Annotated in this window: 16 protein-coding genes, 3 tRNA genes and 1 pseudogene; 14 read left to right on the forward strand and 6 right to left on the reverse strand. The window is 71.0% G+C overall.

Going from position 1 to position 14,780, the window contains the following annotated elements; translation table 11 throughout:
• Positions 1 to 201 precede the first annotated feature (201 nt).
• Positions 202 to 468 (forward strand): GlsB/YeaQ/YmgE family stress response membrane protein, encoded by a 267-nt coding sequence (locus tag IGS69_RS20795; protein ID WP_190902021.1) that lies wholly within the window; start codon positions 202 to 204, stop codon positions 466 to 468.
• Between the two features lie 299 nt (positions 469 to 767).
• On the opposite strand, the gene IGS69_RS20800 is transcribed toward IGS69_RS20795, so the two are convergent.
• Positions 768 to 1,256, reverse strand: a complete 489-nt coding sequence (locus tag IGS69_RS20800; RefSeq protein WP_190902023.1) for a YajQ family cyclic di-GMP-binding protein — start codon at positions 1,254 to 1,256, stop codon at positions 768 to 770.
• A 219-nt stretch (positions 1,257 to 1,475) separates the two neighbouring features.
• On the opposite strand from IGS69_RS20800, the gene IGS69_RS20805 reads away from it, so the two are divergent.
• The 3 genes from IGS69_RS20805 (at position 1,476) to IGS69_RS20815 (ending at position 3,624) form a co-directional block, all read left to right on the forward strand.
• Positions 1,476 to 1,557: transfer RNA gene (locus IGS69_RS20805), tRNA-Tyr, on the forward strand.
• Positions 1,558 to 2,071: 514 nt separating this feature from the next.
• A complete protein-coding gene (locus IGS69_RS20810; protein WP_232543784.1) occupies positions 2,072 to 2,800 on the forward strand; it encodes a hypothetical protein in 729 nt (242 codons plus the stop codon).
• Positions 2,801 to 3,066: 266 nt separating this feature from the next.
• The gene (locus tag IGS69_RS20815; protein WP_190902024.1) at positions 3,067 to 3,624 is read left to right on the forward strand and encodes a CAP domain-containing protein; all 558 of its coding nucleotides are present in this window, start codon (positions 3,067 to 3,069) and stop codon (positions 3,622 to 3,624) included.
• Between the two features lie 32 nt (positions 3,625 to 3,656).
• Here IGS69_RS20815 and IGS69_RS20820 read toward each other — a convergent pair whose 3' ends face one another.
• Together IGS69_RS20820 and IGS69_RS20825 are read right to left on the reverse strand one after the other, a co-directional pair.
• Positions 3,657 to 4,589 carry an MSCRAMM family protein gene (locus IGS69_RS20820; protein ID WP_385863260.1) on the reverse strand — a complete coding sequence of 311 codons (933 nt, stop codon included), beginning with the start codon at positions 4,587 to 4,589 and terminating at the stop codon, positions 3,657 to 3,659.
• Positions 4,582 to 5,613: pseudogene (locus tag IGS69_RS20825) on the reverse strand (MFS transporter); the annotation flags it as partial. The gene IGS69_RS20820 and the pseudogene IGS69_RS20825, both read right to left, overlap by 8 nt.
• Before the next feature lie 60 nt (positions 5,614 to 5,673).
• On the opposite strand from IGS69_RS20825, the gene IGS69_RS20830 reads away from it, so the two are divergent.
• A complete protein-coding gene (locus IGS69_RS20830; RefSeq protein ID WP_030839769.1) occupies positions 5,674 to 5,886 on the forward strand; it encodes a hypothetical protein in 213 nt (70 codons plus the stop codon).
• Positions 5,887 to 5,932: 46 nt separating this feature from the next.
• On the opposite strand, the gene IGS69_RS20835 is transcribed toward IGS69_RS20830, so the two are convergent.
• Together IGS69_RS20835 and IGS69_RS20840 are read right to left on the reverse strand one after the other, a co-directional pair.
• The gene (locus tag IGS69_RS20835) at positions 5,933 to 6,589 is read right to left on the reverse strand and encodes an NAD(P)H-binding protein (RefSeq protein ID WP_190902026.1); all 657 of its coding nucleotides are present in this window, start codon (positions 6,587 to 6,589) and stop codon (positions 5,933 to 5,935) included.
• Positions 6,590 to 6,772: 183 nt separating this feature from the next.
• A complete protein-coding gene (locus tag IGS69_RS20840; protein WP_190902028.1) occupies positions 6,773 to 8,032 on the reverse strand; it encodes an amidohydrolase family protein in 1,260 nt (419 codons plus the stop codon).
• A gap of 240 nt (positions 8,033 to 8,272) precedes the next feature.
• Between IGS69_RS20840 and IGS69_RS20845 the strand changes: the two genes are divergently transcribed.
• From IGS69_RS20845 to IGS69_RS20885, 9 genes are all read left to right on the forward strand, one after another.
• Positions 8,273 to 8,345, forward strand: a tRNA-Thr gene (locus tag IGS69_RS20845).
• Between the two features lie 47 nt (positions 8,346 to 8,392).
• A tRNA-Met gene (locus tag IGS69_RS20850) sits at positions 8,393 to 8,465 on the forward strand.
• Between the two features lie 90 nt (positions 8,466 to 8,555).
• A complete protein-coding gene (gene rpmG / locus IGS69_RS20855) occupies positions 8,556 to 8,720 on the forward strand; it encodes a 50S ribosomal protein L33 (protein WP_003948671.1) in 165 nt (54 codons plus the stop codon).
• A gap of 100 nt (positions 8,721 to 8,820) precedes the next feature.
• Positions 8,821 to 9,273 (forward strand): MaoC family dehydratase N-terminal domain-containing protein, encoded by a 453-nt coding sequence (locus tag IGS69_RS20860; RefSeq protein WP_030839763.1) that lies wholly within the window; start codon positions 8,821 to 8,823, stop codon positions 9,271 to 9,273.
• Positions 9,274 to 9,281: 8 nt separating this feature from the next.
• Positions 9,282 to 9,710: a MaoC family dehydratase gene (locus IGS69_RS20865; RefSeq protein WP_190904581.1), complete on the forward strand. Its 429-nt coding sequence runs from the start codon at positions 9,282 to 9,284 to the stop codon at positions 9,708 to 9,710.
• 111 nt (positions 9,711 to 9,821) lie between these two features.
• Positions 9,822 to 10,391: a TetR/AcrR family transcriptional regulator gene (locus tag IGS69_RS20870; RefSeq protein ID WP_190902030.1), complete on the forward strand. Its 570-nt coding sequence runs from the start codon at positions 9,822 to 9,824 to the stop codon at positions 10,389 to 10,391.
• A gap of 92 nt (positions 10,392 to 10,483) precedes the next feature.
• Complete coding sequence (locus tag IGS69_RS20875) at positions 10,484 to 11,920, forward strand: MFS transporter (protein ID WP_190902032.1); 1,437 nt, start codon at positions 10,484 to 10,486, stop codon at positions 11,918 to 11,920.
• 31 nt (positions 11,921 to 11,951) lie between these two features.
• Positions 11,952 to 12,332, forward strand: a complete 381-nt coding sequence (locus tag IGS69_RS20880; RefSeq protein ID WP_190902034.1) for a DUF3291 domain-containing protein — start codon at positions 11,952 to 11,954, stop codon at positions 12,330 to 12,332.
• A gap of 96 nt (positions 12,333 to 12,428) precedes the next feature.
• A complete protein-coding gene (locus IGS69_RS20885; protein WP_190902036.1) occupies positions 12,429 to 13,484 on the forward strand; it encodes a UDP-N-acetylmuramate dehydrogenase in 1,056 nt (351 codons plus the stop codon).
• Positions 13,485 to 13,642: 158 nt separating this feature from the next.
• Here the strand turns inward: IGS69_RS20885 and IGS69_RS20890 are convergent, their stop codons facing one another.
• Entirely contained in the window at positions 13,643 to 14,674 is a 1,032-nt protein-coding gene (locus IGS69_RS20890; protein WP_190902038.1) for an adenosine deaminase, read from the reverse strand.
• Between the last annotated feature and the right edge of the window lie 106 nt (positions 14,675 to 14,780).

Genomic DNA, 14,780 nt, shown 5'->3' on the forward strand with positions numbered 1-14,780 from the left:
GTCGCACCCTACTGATCAGTGCAACCGGCGGATGCGGCCAGGACGTCCTGCCTACCAGGACGGCGTGAACGTGCGGGGCAAGAGGCCATGCTCGGGGCGCCCGACGTACGACGCACGGGCTCGGCCCGGGCCGGCCTGGCCGAAAGCAAGATCACATGGCCGGGACAGTGCGGACACAGCGTGAAAGGGCAGGTTCACGGCATGACCATCATCAGCTGGATCGTCCTGGGACTGTTGGCCGGAGCCATCGCCAAGTTCCTGCTGCCGGGGCGCGACCCGGGCGGCCTCATCGGCACAACCCTGATCGGCATCGCAGGCGCGTTCATCGGCGGCTGGATATCGGCCCGCTGGATGGACCACCCGATCACCAAGGGCTTCTACGACGGTGCGACCTGGGCAGCGGCGATCGGAGGATCGCTCGTCCTGCTGATCGCCTACCGGCTCCTGTTCGGCAACTCCCGCGACTAGGCGCGCCACCGACCGGCCGAGCCACCGACCGGCCGAGCCACCGACCGGCCGAGCCACCGACTGGCCGTGCTACCGGCCAGCCGCGCAATGGGATGGCCGCACTACGACTGACCGCGCCACTGGCCGGCCGCGCTGCCGACCGACCGCGCCACCGACGACAACCGGCAGCCCGCAGCCCGCACCGGCAGCCGAGAAGGGTGGGCACCGGCGGCGCCCACCCTTCCTCGTATCCAGGTATTCAGGTATCAACGTCTCCGGATATCCGGGTATCCGTGCGGGCGGGAGCCCGAAGGCCGGACCTACCGGTAGTTCACAAACTGAAGGGCGAAGTCGAAGTCCTTGCCCTTGAGCAGGGCGATGACGGCCTGCAGATCGTCACGGTTCTTGGAGCTGACCCGCAGCTCCTCGCCCTGCACCTGCGCCTTCACGCCCTTGGGGCCCTCGTCGCGGATGATCTTCGCGACCTTCTTGGCATTCTCCTGGGAGATGCCTTCCTTGATCGACGAGAAGATCTTGTACTCCTTGCCGGAGAGCTGGGGCTCGCCCGCCTCCAGAGCCTTCAGCGAGATGCCCCGCTTGATCAGCTTGGACTGGAAGACGTCGAGGATGGCCTTCACCCGGTCCTCGGAGTTCGCCTCCATGAGGATCTGCTCACCGGACCACGAGATCGAGGCACCCACGCCCTTGAAGTCGTAGCGCTGCGAGATCTCCTTGGCGGCCTGGTTGAGTGCGTTGTCGACCTCCTGCCGCTCGACCTTCGAGACGATGTCGAAACTGGAGTCGGCCATGTCCTGTGGCTCCTTGTATCGGGGTGCGTATCGTGCGTACCGGCATACGTGGGCGGTCGCAGGGCCCGTTCAGGTCCCGGGCCGCATCCGGCAAGCCTAGCCACCCGTGGCCCTCCGAGCGCCGATCAATCGGGTGGCGGAGCACCCCTCCGCATCGGGTATTGTTTACGTCGTTGCCACGGAGCGCCGCGGAAAGCGGCTCGACGGGCAGCAAACCCCGGCGGTGTGCCCGAGCGGCCAAAGGGAGCAGACTGTAAATCTGCCGGCTCAGCCTTCCCAGGTTCGAATCCTGGCGCCGCCACACTGGGGAAGACCCCCTCCGAACTGCGGAAACGCAGAGCGGAGGGGGTCTCTTCGTTGTGCTGGGGGCGCTGTTCGGTCGGGCTCTAAGGTTGCCGAATACCTCTGCGCAAGGCCCATCGGGCCCGCGAGCCCCGCTCAGAGCCGAGCCGGAGAGGCCTTCCGTGATGAAGGTCATAAAGAGCTGCCGTTCGGCCTTCAGTCCGCCCCACCAACCCACGCGGCCACCCGGCCCGTCGTGCCCCACGGCATTGGCTCTGCCCGACGACCGGACGACCCGAGGGTCCGAAGGCCCGAAGCCCCAACCACCCGAAGACCTCACGACCCGAAGGCCCGAGGGCCCGGGCGATCGGAGGGCATGAACGCGTCAGATAAGCTGCCGCCCTTTCCAACAGCATTCTCTTGATGAGGTGTGAATGAAAACAGGCAGACGGACCGTCGCGGTGGCCACGCTCGTGGGGGCGCTGGGGCTTTCGGTGCTGAACGCGCCGGCGGCTTAGGCGGCGGATACCGGTATCACCGTGTCGGGCATCGTCATCAACAACGGCAAGCCGATCGTCGTCGGCACGACGAAGGAGGTGGAGCCGCCGATCCGTTTCGACATCGCCCTGCCTTCCGGCTACAGCACCTCCGACCCCTCCCGTTACGACGCCTACCCCTTCCTCTACCGCGGCAGCATCAATACGGCGGCCGACACAGGCGAGAACTTCATCCAGCCGGGCAGCTACACCTGCTACGAGACCGACTCCAAGCACGCTCACTGCGAGGGCAACCTCTACATCGACCCGCACCCGAGCCAGGAGCACGTCGACTCCAACAGCGACGCCACGACCTGGAAGGTCGGAGTCTCGCTGAAGCTGTGGAAGGCCGACGGCGGCCTCAAGACCGGGGAGTTGGAGACGCGGTCCGCGACCGCCCAGCTCAAGCGCGCGGCCAAGGCCACCACCAACGCCTCGCCGGAGCCGGTCACCAAGGGCAAGCCGATCACCGTCACGGGCAAGGTGACCCGGGCGAACTGGAGCACGAAGAAGTACGACGCCTACAGCGGCCGTACCGTCAGCCTGCAGTTCCGCGCCAAGGGCACCGACAGCTACAAGACGCTCAAGAAGGCCACCGCCAGCAGCACCGGACGGCTGAAGACCACGGTCACCGCCTCGGTCGACGGCTACTACCGCTGGGTGTACTACGGCAACTCCACGACCGGCGTCGCCACCAGCACGGCCGACTACGTCGACGTACGCTGACGCCCTGGCCCACAACGCGAACGGGCCTCTTTCAACTGCGGAGAGCGGTTGAAAGAGGCCCGTTGGCTTTGTGCCGTTACCCCGAATGAACGGCTGGGCGCGGCAAAAGGCATGGATGTCATTACGGTGTTCAGTGTTCAGTGCGACACGCAGAGCGAAGAACGCCCGCCCGGCGAGCGAACGCCGGGAAAAGAAGAACGCAGCGAGCGGCACGCCGAGAAAGATGAACGCAGCGAGCGGAACGCCGGGAAAAGAAGAGGGAGACGATGACCGGGATGCGCAGGGCCGCGCTCGCTCTGGGAGCCACCCTTTTCGCGTGGGCCGGGCCGCCTCTGCCGATGCCGCCGCCCTACCGGGAGTCGCCCTCGTGGCCCCTGCCGGCGCCCGGGCCGGTCCACCCGCGGGACAGCTCCCCGCACACCCGCCCGGACCAGGTCCGTGACGATACGGCGGCCGAGGTCGTCGACGCCGTCAACCGGCAGCGCGCCCACGCCGATTGCAGGCCCCTGCGGCTCCGCACCGCCCTCAACCGCGCCGCCCAAAGGCACAGCGCCGACATGGCCCGTGAGCAGCGCCTCACCCACAACGGAAGCGACGGCAGCAGCCCGGCCGCCCGGATGCGGGACGCCGGCTACCACCCCGGCTACATCGCCGAGAACATCGCCGCCGGTCCCGGCACCCCGGAGTCCGCAGTCCGCACCTGGATCGACAGCCCCGAGCACCGGGACATCATGCTGACCTGCCGTTACATCCACGCGGGCGTCGGTGTCGCGCACGGCCGCGGGGGACCCTGGTGGACGCTGGACCTGGCCACCGGTTACTGAGCCGGGCACTGCCCTACGCACCCCACCCGCACCTACTCCCCGGCGTGGGCGAGTTCGATGTCGTGGTCGCCCACGCCCGCGCCCGGGACCCTCAGCGACGCCGCCCGGGGCGGGTAGCCGGTCGCGATGACCGTGTACGCGCCGGTGTCCAGGTCGGACAAGGCGTACGCCCCGTCGGGACCGGTCTCCGTCGTGGCGACCACGTTGCCCGCCGCGTCCACCAGGGTCACCCGCGCGTCGCTCAGCGGCGCGCCCCCTCCGCGCACCGTGCCCCGCACCTGTGCGCCGGGCCGCAGTTCGAGCTCGACCCGGGTGATCCCGGCCGCGCCGATCTCGACGACGTGGGCCAGTGGCCGGTGCATGGGGGAGTTGACCGCGAGGGTCACCGGGCCCGGCACGAGGTCGGTGACCGTGAACTCGCCCAGGACGTCCGTCAGTCCGGTGGCCAGCACCTCCCCGCGCACGTCCGTCACGATGACCACGGCTTCGGCGACCGGTGTCCCGCCGTCCGGGGACCGCACCACACCGGCGAGGCCGCTGGTGCCGCTCAGCAGGACGTCGTACGCCACCTGCTCGCCGGCCACGACGATCGTGGAGGCCTGCGGCTGGTAGCCCTCCGACGAGGCGATCAACACGTACGTTCCGGTGCCCGGAGCGTCCACGCCGTACGTCCCGTCACCCCGCGCGACCGACCGCCCGAGCTGCTTCCCACCGAGCGAGATCAACGTCACCGTGGCCCCGCCGACGGCGGCCCGGTCGGCCCCCAGCACACGGCCCCGCACGGGAATTCCGCCCTGATCGGCTGCCACGGGCACGCCAACCACAGCGGCCGGCACGGCAACCACAGCGGCCGCCTCGGCCACCCCGACTTCCGCACCCCCGCCCTCCGCCACCTCGGCAACCACAGCGGCCACCTCGGCCACCACAGCGGCCGACACGGCCACCACAGCGGCCGGTTCAGCCACCCCGGCTTCCGTACCCCTGGCCTCCACCCCGGCTTCCTCCACCCCGGCTTCCGCCGCCCCGGCTTCCGCCACCTGGGTCACCCCCGCCCCCCACCCCCCGCTGCCCCGGAACGAACGAGGCGACCGCGAAGGCGAGCAGTGCGGCGCCGGCCCCGATGGCCAGGACGACCTTGAACCCCTCCTGGGACGGCAGGGGCGTCCCCCCGAAGTCAGTCGTCAGCTGCGCCAGGATCACCCCGGCCACCGCGCTGGCGGTCGACGTACCGATGGACCGCATCAGCGTGTTGAGACTGTTCGCCGCACCCGTCTCCGAGGCCGGCACGGCGCTCATGATCAGCGCGGGCATCGAACCGTAGGTGAAGCCGATGCCGGCGCCGATGACACAGGTGACGAGCACGAAGTGCCAGAGCTCGGACATCAGCACGATGTTCAGCCCGTGTCCGCCGGCCACGACGAGGGCGCCGACCATCAGCGTGGTCTTCGGGCCCTTGGCCTTGGACAGGGCGGCGGAGACGGGAGCCGTGGCCATCATGACCAGCCCGGAGGGTGCCATCGTCAGACCGGCGACGAGCAGCGACTTGCCTAGACCGTAGCCGGTCGCCTCAGGCAACTGCAGAAGCTGCGGAATGACCAGGGACATGGCGAACATCGCGAACCCGACGGCGATCGAGGCCAGGTTGGTGACCAGCACCTGACGGCGGGCGGTGGTCCGCAGGTCGACCAGCGGCTCCTTGACGCGCAGCTCCCACCACCCCCAGGCGGGCAGCACGACGACGGCCGCCGCGAAGAGGCCGAGCGTGGTGCCGCTGCCCCAACCCCAGTCACCGCCCTTCGAGATGGCCAGCAGCAGGGACACCAGGCCGGCCGCCATGCCGATGCCTCCGACCAGGTCGAAGCGCCCGCCGGTGCGCACCTCCGACTCCGGCACGAGGGCCGGCACCAGCACGAGGGCGACGACACCCAGAGCGGCGGAGACCCAGAACAGGGCGTGCCAGTCGAAGTTGTCCGCGATCAGGCGCCCTGCGATGGGCCAGCCCCGCAGGGGAGAGGCATGTACAGCCCGCCCGCGCGGCACACTTGCCCCATGTCCTCCCGCCGCAGAGTCTGCCCCGAGTGCCGCCGCGAGATCGCCGTCGTCGCCGGGCGGTACGCGCGCCACGACCCGCCCGGCGCCCGCGAGCACGGCGAACTCACCTCATGCCCGGGCTCCCGCCGCCAGGCCCGCCCCGGCCCTGAACAGCCCTCGCTGGACGGCTACACGGTCCCGGACTTCCCCGGCCAACTTCCCCTGTTCTAGGCCGACCTCGACCGGGCGGCCACGGTCAGACGGCCGGCCGCCGACGTCAGTTCCCAGCCACCGACTTCACCGCCACCGACACCGGCGTCGAGCCGCTGATCAGCTCCAGAGTGAGCCCGGCCGTCGCGGGGGTGTCCACCAGCTCCGCCAGTACGGCGGCCACGTCGTCGCGCGGGATCGGGCCGCGGCCGGTGCGCGCCTCCAGGCGGACGAGACCGGTGCCGGCGTCGTCGGTGAGCTGGCCGGGGCGCAGGACCGTCCAGTCCAGGGCGTTCAGACCGCGCACATACGCGTCCGCCTCGCCCTTGGCGCGCAGATACACGTCGAAGATCTCGTCCCCCTGGTGGTGCGGGTCGGCGCCCATGGACGACACGATCACGAAGCGCCGTACGCCCGCCTTCACCGCCGCGTCCGCGAAGAGGATCGCCGCAGCCTTGTCCACCGTGTTCTTGCGGTCCACCCCGCTGCCCGGGCCCGCGCCCGCCGCGAAGACCGCCGCGTCGGCGCCCCGCAGCCGCTCCGCGACCTCGTCCACGGACGCCGACTCCAGGTCGAGCACGACCGCTTCGGCACCGGCCTCCCGCAGATCGTCGGCCTGTTCGGCCTTGCGGATGATCCCCGCGACCTCGTCCCCGCGCGCGGCGAGCAGCCGCTCCAGCCGCAACGCGATCTGACCATGACCACCAGCGATGACAATGCGCATGCCTTCGACCGTACGCCTGGACACCACCGCCCGCCGCGCGACCTCACCCACACCACGCCACCCGCCCCCGGCACTTCGCCCCGCCCCACCCCAGGCCCTGCCCTACGACGCTCCTCCTGCTCCCGCTCCCCGCCCCTCTACGGCGCGTCACCCCGCCCGTTTACGGCACGTCACCCCGCCCCTCTACTGCGCGTCACCCCGCCCCTGCCGCGGCAGCCCCAGTTCCGCCGAAGCCGCCGAACTGCAGTACTCCCGCACCGCGCTGGTCCGCGCCACCACGCGCCCCTGGTGCACGACGATCCGGCTGTACGCCAGCGACAGCACCCCCGCGAGCCGCTCCCCGCGCACCGCGAGCAACTCGGCCGGGAAGCCCGCCTCCACCCGCACCTCGGGCAGCCCCAGCACCTCCCGCGCCGACGCGCTCACCGCGTCGTACGCCTCCTCGGGCGGCAAGCCGTAGCGCGAGGCCAGCAGGAAGGCCGCCTCCAGCGGGTCGCCACGCCCCACCGGGTTCGCCACGTCCCGCAGTGCACCGCTCCCGGCGGCCACCCGCACCCCGGCCGCCCGCAGCAGCCGTACCGGAGCCGCACCCCGACGGTCGACGCCGCCGCAGCCGCCCTGCGGCAGGCACACCACCGCCACTCCCGCTGCCGCGAGTTGGTCCGCCGTCCGGGAGGCCACCTCGGAGGGCAGCCGGCCGAGGTCGCCGCACGGGCTGAGGGTCACGCCGGGGCGCAGGCCGCCCGCCATCGCCGCGAGCCGGGCCAGCCGGGCCGGGTCACCGGCGTCCGTGTGCAGGTCGACCGGGCAGCCGTGCTCGGAGGCCAGCTCCAGGACCGCCTCCACGTACCCCGTCGGATCCGGGTCGAGGTCCGGCCGCCCGCCCACCACCGAGGCGCCCATCTTCACGGCGTCCCGCAGCATCGCCAGGCCGTCGGCGCCGGCGACCCCGGTCAGCACCCGGGGCATCGCCACCGTCGTCAGCTCCGCCAGCCCGCGCAGCGCGCGCCGCGCCTGCAGCACGGCCGTCAGCGCGCCCAGCCCCTGGACGTCGCCCACGCGCACGTGCGCCCGCATCGCGGTCGCGCCGTGCCCGAGCTGGAGCAGCGCGGCCTCCGTCGCCCGGCGCTGCACGTCCTGCGGTTCGTAGGAGACGGGACCTTCGGCGTCGGCCGACAGGGCCGTGTCGGCGTGGGCGTGCGGCTCGGCCGGGGCCGGCAGCAGCAGATAGCCGCCGAGGTCCACTCGTGCCCGGCACGCGCGTGTGCCGCCCGCTCCCAGGCTGCCGGCCGTGCCGACCGCTTCGATGCGCCCGCCGCCCAGCCGTACGTCCACGGTCCGGCCGTCGGTGAGCCGCGCACCGCACAGCAGCAGCGAGGACGGGTCCGCCGGGCCGGGCGAGGACGACGGGGGCGGTGGGGGCTGCGGCCGGCTGTCGGGCATCGCACTCCAGGGGCTCGGGGGCTGCGCGCGGGAGGACGCGTGATCACGCAGAGTGAGACGAGCCTAGGACGGCCTCCCGTCCGTGGCCGGGAGGAGCGCAATAGTCGTACCGGCGTGGTCCGCTCGCGGGGCGGGAGGTGCCCCACGGGGCTGCCGGGAGGACGGGCCGGGCGCCCGGGGTGGGTGCCTCGAAACGGATTTGGGTGAACGGCCGCGGAGCGTGTAATGTCTTCATCGCTCGCCCCAATAGCTCAGTCGGCAGAGCGTCTCCATGGTAAGGAGAAGGTCAACGGTTCGATTCCGTTTTGGGGCTCTGGTGTGACTGGCTCCCGTCGCAAGACGGGGTCCGGACCACATCAAAGCGGTGTAGCTCAGTCGGTAGAGCAAGCGGCTCATAATCGCTGTGTCACCGGTTCAAGTCCGGTCACCGCTACTGACAGTAGCCGATTGCGGGGTCGGTCCTTCGATCGGCTACTCTTTCTTGCGTTGAATCAGTCCATCCGTTCGTCTTAGGAGCACTCACGTGGCTGCCACCGACGTCCGCCCGAAGATCACGCTGGCCTGCGTGGAGTGCAAGGAGCGGAACTACATCACCAAGAAGAACCGGCGTAACAACCCGGATCGCCTTGAGATGAAGAAGCACTGCCCGCGTTGCAACGCGCACACCGCGCACCGCGAAACGCGATAATTCAGGCTCGTACACGAGGCCGTTCCCGAGAGATCGGGGGCGGCCTCGCGTCGTTGAGGGACCCGTACCGGTCAGTAGAGCTACCAGGAGGTACCGAGCCATGGCGCTCGACCAGTCCTTCGTGGGGCGGACGTACCCGCCCACCGCGCCCTACGAGGTGGGCCGGGAGAAGATCCGTGAGTTCGCCGAGGCGGTCGGGGACGCCAACCCGGCGTACACGGACGCGGAGGCCGCCAAGGCACTCGGTCACCCCGATGTGATCGCCCCGCCGACCTTCGTCTTCGCGATCACCTTCAAGGCCGCCGGCGAGGTCGTCCAGGACCCGCAGCTCGGCCTGGACTACAGCCGCGTGGTGCACGGCGACCAGAAGTTCGCCTACCGCCGCCCGGTCCGCGCCGGCGACCGGCTCACGGTCACCTCGACCATCGAGGCGATCAAGTCCCTCGCGGGCAACGACATCGTCGACATCCGTGGCGAGGTCCACGACGAGGCAGGCGAGCACGTCGTGACCGCCTGGACCAAGCTGGTGGCCCGCGCGGCCGAGGAGGCGTGAGCGACCCCATGACCGCGAAGATCTCCTACGCCGACGTCGAGGTCGGCACCGAACTGCCCGCGCAGACCTTCCCCGTGACCCGCGAGACCCTCGTCCGCTACGCGGGCGCCTCCGGCGACTTCAACCCGATCCACTGGAACGAGAGGTTCGCCAAGGAGGTCGGCCTGCCCGACGTCATCGCGCACGGCATGTTCACCATGGCCGAAGCGATCCGCGTGGTCACCGACTGGACCGGCGACCCGGGCGCGGTCGTCGAGTACGGCGTCCGCTTCACCAAGCCCGTCGTCGTCCCGAACGACGACCAGGGCGCCGTGATCGAGGTGGCCGGCAAGGTCGCCGCCAAGCTCGACGACAACACCGTCCGCGTGGACCTGACGGCGACCTGCGCCGGGCAGAAGGTGCTGGGTATGTCCAGGGCGGTCGTACGACTGGCCTGAGGCGGACACGACACGATGTAAGGGGCTCTCTCCTGGAGGGTGCCCCTTACGCATGGCGCGTGCCGGAACATCGCTTGACAGAGTTAGTGATTGAACACTAACTTCGAATGTATGGCCAGGATGAGTGCGGAAGAGCGGCGCGAGAGCGTCATCCGGGCGGCGACGACCGAGTTCGCCCGTGGTGGCTACCACGGCACCTCGACCGAGGCGATCGCCCGTCGGGTCGGCGTGTCGCAGCCGTACCTCTTCCGGCTCTTCCCCGGCAAGAAGGCGATCTTCCTGGCGGCGGCTCAGCGCTGTGTGGAGGAAACCATCCGCACGTTCGCGGATGCCTCCGAGGGGCTTGAGGGCGAAGAGGCGCTGCACGCGATGGGGGAGGCGTACACCAAGGTCATCGAGGAGCGCCCCGAGCGGCTCATGATGCAGATGCAGATGTACGTCGCCGTGCGGGCCGCCGAGGAGGAGGGGGACCACGAGTTCGGCGAGTCGGTGCGGGCCGGCTGGATGCGCCTGTGGGACACCGTCCACATCCCGCTGGGGGCGGACGCGGGTGAGACCACGACGTTCATGGCGTACGGGATGCTCATCAACTGCCTGACGGCCATGGGATTCCCGCCCGAGCACCGCGTCTGGGAGGGCATGTACCCGTCGGCGCGCCGCAAGGCCCGGCCGGAGGACTGACAGGGAAGGGCGAGGATGCGGCGCATTTTCATGACCGCGAAAGTTAGTAATCAATAACTAATCGATCACGGCACACACTCCATGGGGGAGCGATGTCACAGCAGACCGCACGTCGCGGGGGAGCCGCCTGGGCCCTCGTCATCACCAGCGTCGCCGGATTCATGGCGGCCCTCGACAATCTCGTCGTCACCACCGCCCTGCCCTCCATCCGCGAAGATCTCGGCGGCGGACTGCACGACCTGGAATGGACCGTGAGCGCCTACACGCTCACCTTCGCCGTCCTGCTGATGTTCGGCGCGGCCCTCGGCGACCGCTTCGGCCGCCGCCGGCTGTTCATCGCCGGACTCGCCGTCTTCACCGGCGCCTCCGCCGCCGCGGCCATGGCGCCCGGCATCGACTCCCTCATCGCCGCCCGCGCGATCCAGGGCGTCGGCGCGGCCGTGATGATGCCGCTGACGCTCACCCTGCTGACCGCCGCCGTGCCCGTCGCCAAGCGCGGCATGGCCTACGGCATCTGGGGCGCGGTCAACGGACTCGCCGTCGCCTCCGGGCCGCTCGTCGGCGGCACCCTCACCGAGCACATCTCCTGGCAGTGGATCTTCTGGCTGAACGTCCCGCTGGGCCTGGCCCTGCTGCCGCTCGCCCGGCTGCGCCTCGCCGAGTCCCACGGCACCGGAGCCCCGCTCGACGTCCCCGGCACCCTGCTCGCCAGCGGCGGCCTCTTCGGCATCGTCTACGGCCTGGTCCGCGGGCCCGTCGACGGCTGGACCGGGTCCCTCGTGCTGACGGGCCTGTTCGCGGGCTCCGCGCTGCTCGCCGGCTTCATCCTCTACAGCACCCGCGCCAAGAACCCGATGCTTCCCATGCGGCTGTTCCGCTCCCGTGCCTTCGCCGGCATCAACGCGGCGAGCCTGCTGATGTTCCTCGGCATGTTCGGCTCGATCTTCCTGCTCAGCCAGTACATGCAGGGCGTCCTCGGCTACTCGCCCACCGAGGCGGGCCTCAGGATGCTGCCCTGGACCGGCATGCCGATGCTGGTCGCCCCCATCGCCGGCATCCTGGCCGACCGCATCGGCGGCCGCCCGGTCGTCGCCACCGGCCTCTTCCTGCAGGCCCTCGGCCTCGGCTACATGGCGGTGGTGGCCACGACCGACGCCTCCTACGCCTCGCAACTGCCCGCCCTGATCGTCAGCGGCATCGGCATGGCGCTCTACTTCGCCCCCGCTTCGCACCTGGTGATGTCCAGCGTGCGGCCGTCGGAGCAGGGCATCGCCTCCGGGGCCAACAACGCGCTGCGCGAGGTGGGCGGGGCGCTCGGCATCGCCGTCATGGCGTCGATCTTCGCCGCCCAGGGCGGCTACGAGACCGGCCAGACCTTCGTCGACGGCATGCGGCCCGCCCTGGTGACGGGCTCCGCGGTGGTCGCCCTCGCCGGCATCGCCGCCCTGCTGATACCGACCCGGCGCCGCACGGAACGGCAGGAGGACCCGGCCGAACCGGCACCGGTGCTGGAGACGGCCGCCCACTGACCCCGAAGGACCCCAACAAGGAGAAGCGGCCATGCCCACTCTTCCCTGGACCGTCCCGACCACGCCGCCCCGCGACACCGAGGTGCACGTCTTCGCCTCCCGCTTCGAGACCCGCACCCTGTGGGGAGCCCTGAAGTTCCTCGCGGGGACGCCCGCCGTCTGGCGGCAGGTCCGCCGCAGCCCCGGCGCCTACGGAGCGACCCTGAAGGCGAAGCCCCTGCAACGGACCTTCTGGACCCTGTCGGCCTGGGAGTCCAAGGACGCCCTCCACGCCTTCGTCCGCGCGGGTGCCCACGGCCCCTCCTCCCGTGGCCTCGCCCCGCAGATGAGGGACTCCGCCTTCACCACCTGGCAGGCGAGCAGCGAGGACCTCCCGATCTCCTGGGACGAGGCACTCCGTCGCCTCCCCTGACAGCCCACGCGCGCGTGCGGCCCCGATCCCCCCGCGGAACGGGGCCGCACGCACGCGTGCCCGACCCTGTCAGTGCCGTCTCGTAGTCTTGAGCCCGTGCAGGAACTCCACGACGCCCCCCTCGCCCCGCTGACGACCTTCCGGCTGGGCGGCCCCGCGACCCGGCTGGTCACCGCGACGACGGACGACGAGGTGATCGCCGCCGTCCGCGAAGCCGACGAGGCGGGCACCCCGCTGCTGCTCATCGGCGGCGGCTCGAACCTGGTCATCGGCGACAAGGGCTTCGAGGGCACCGCCCTCGTCCTCGCCACCAAGGGCTACTCCCTCGACGGCACGCACCTGGAGCTCGCGGCCGGCGAGACCTGGACCGACGCCGTCGCCCGCACGGTCGAGGCGGGCCTGGCCGGCATCGAGTGCCTGGCCGGCATCCCCGGCTCGGCGGGCGCGACCCCCATCCAGAACGTCGGGGCGTACGGCCAGGAGGTCTCCTCGACGATCACCGAGGTCGTCGCCTACGACCGCCGCACCGGCGAGACGGTCACCCTGGCCAACGAGGACTGCGCCTTCTCCTACCGCCACAGCCGCTTCAAGTCCGACCCCGAGCGCTACGTGGTCCTGCGCGTGCGCTTCTCCCTGGAGGACGCCGAGGGCCTCTCCGCGCCCCTCCGCTACGCCGAGACGGCCCGAGCCCTCGGCGTGGAACCGGGCGACCGCGTCCCCCTCGCCTCGGCCCGCGAGACGGTGCTCAAGCTGCGGGCCGGCAAGGGCATGGTCCTCGACCCCGAGGACCACGACACCTGGTCGGCCGGCTCCTTCTTCACCAACCCGATCCTCACAGACACGGACTTCGAGACGTTCCGCGCCCGTGTCCGCGACCGGCTGGGCGACGGTGTGGAACCCCCGGCATACCCGGCCGGCGAAGGCCGTACCAAGACCTCCGCGGCCTGGCTGATCGACAAGTCCGGCTTCACCAAGGGCTACGGCGACGGACCGGCCCGCATCTCCACGAAGCACACGCTGGCGCTCACGAACCGGGGGAGTGCGACCACCGAGGATCTCCTCGCCCTGGCCCGCGAGGTCGTGGCCGGAGTCCACGAGACGTTCGGAATCACCCTGGTCAACGAGCCGGTGACGGTAGGAGTCAGCCTGTAGCCACCCGGCGTTGTTGCCAAGGCCGGGTGGGTCCGCAGCCCGGCGTAGCGGGGTGCCGCTGCGCCCACCCGTGCCGCCCTTAGCGGCACGCATGCCCGCAGCTAGCCCCCCCGGCGCGGCCCCGACCCACCACCCGCCGGTCAGGCGCAAGACGTCAGCTAGGACGCCAGCCAGTCGTCCACCCCCGCCAGCAGCCTCGTCTTCACATCCTCCGGCGCCGCCGACCCCCGCACCGACTGCCGAGCCACCTCCGCCAGCTCCGCATCCGTGAACTCATGATGCCGCCGCGCGATCTCGTACTGCGCCGCAAGCCGCGACCCGAACAGCAACGGATCGTCCGCGCCCAGCGCCAACGGCACCCCCGCCTCGAACAGCGTCCGCAGCGGCACATCCTCCGGCTTCTCGTACACCCCCAGCGCCACGTTCGACGCCGGACACACCTCGCACGTCACCTGCCGGTCCGCCAGCCGCTTCATCAGCCGCGGATCCTCCGCAGCCCGCACCCCGTGCCCCACCCGGTTCGCCCCCAGGTCGTCCAGGCAGTCCCGCACCGACGACGGCCCCGCGAGCTCACCCCCGTGCGGCGCCGACAGCAACCCGGCCTCACGCGCGATCCCGAACGCCCGGTCGAAGTCCCGCGCCATCCCCCGACGCTCGTCGTTCGACAGCCCGAACCCGACGACCCCCCGGTCCGCGTACCGCGTCGCCAGCCGCGCCAGCGTCCGCGCGTCCAGCGGATGCTTCATCCGGTTCGCGGCGACCAGCACCCGCATCCCGAGCCCGGTCTCCCGCGACGTCGTCTCCACCGCGTCGAGGATGACCTCGAGCGCCGGAATCAGCCCACCCAGCCGCGGCGCGTACGACGTGGGGTCGACCTGGATCTCCAGCCATCCCGACCCGTCCCGCAGATCCTCCTCCGCGGCCTCCCGCACCAGCCGCTGGATGTCCTCCGGCTCCCGCAGACACGAGCGCGCCGCGTCGTACAGCCGCTGGAAGCGGAACCAGCCCCGCTCGTCCGTCGCCCGCAGTCTCGGCGGCTCTCCGCCGACCAGGGCCTCGGTCAGCGCGTCGGGCAACCGCACCCCGTACTTGTCGGCCAGTTCCAGCACGGTCGAGGGCCGCATCGACCCGGTGAAGTGCAGATGCAGATGGGCCTTCGGCAGCTCAGAGACATCACGTACACGCTCCATCCCAAGATCCTGCCGCACGCCTCAGCCGTCCCGGTAGCCGTTTCCCCTTTCGTGGTCTTGCTCGCACAAACAAATGGGGCACATACCGGACCCGGTATGTGCCCCA

It is taken from the genome of Streptomyces tuirus (genome assembly GCF_014701095.1).
Taxonomy (GTDB): Bacteria; Actinomycetota; Actinomycetes; order Streptomycetales; family Streptomycetaceae; genus Streptomyces; species Streptomyces tuirus.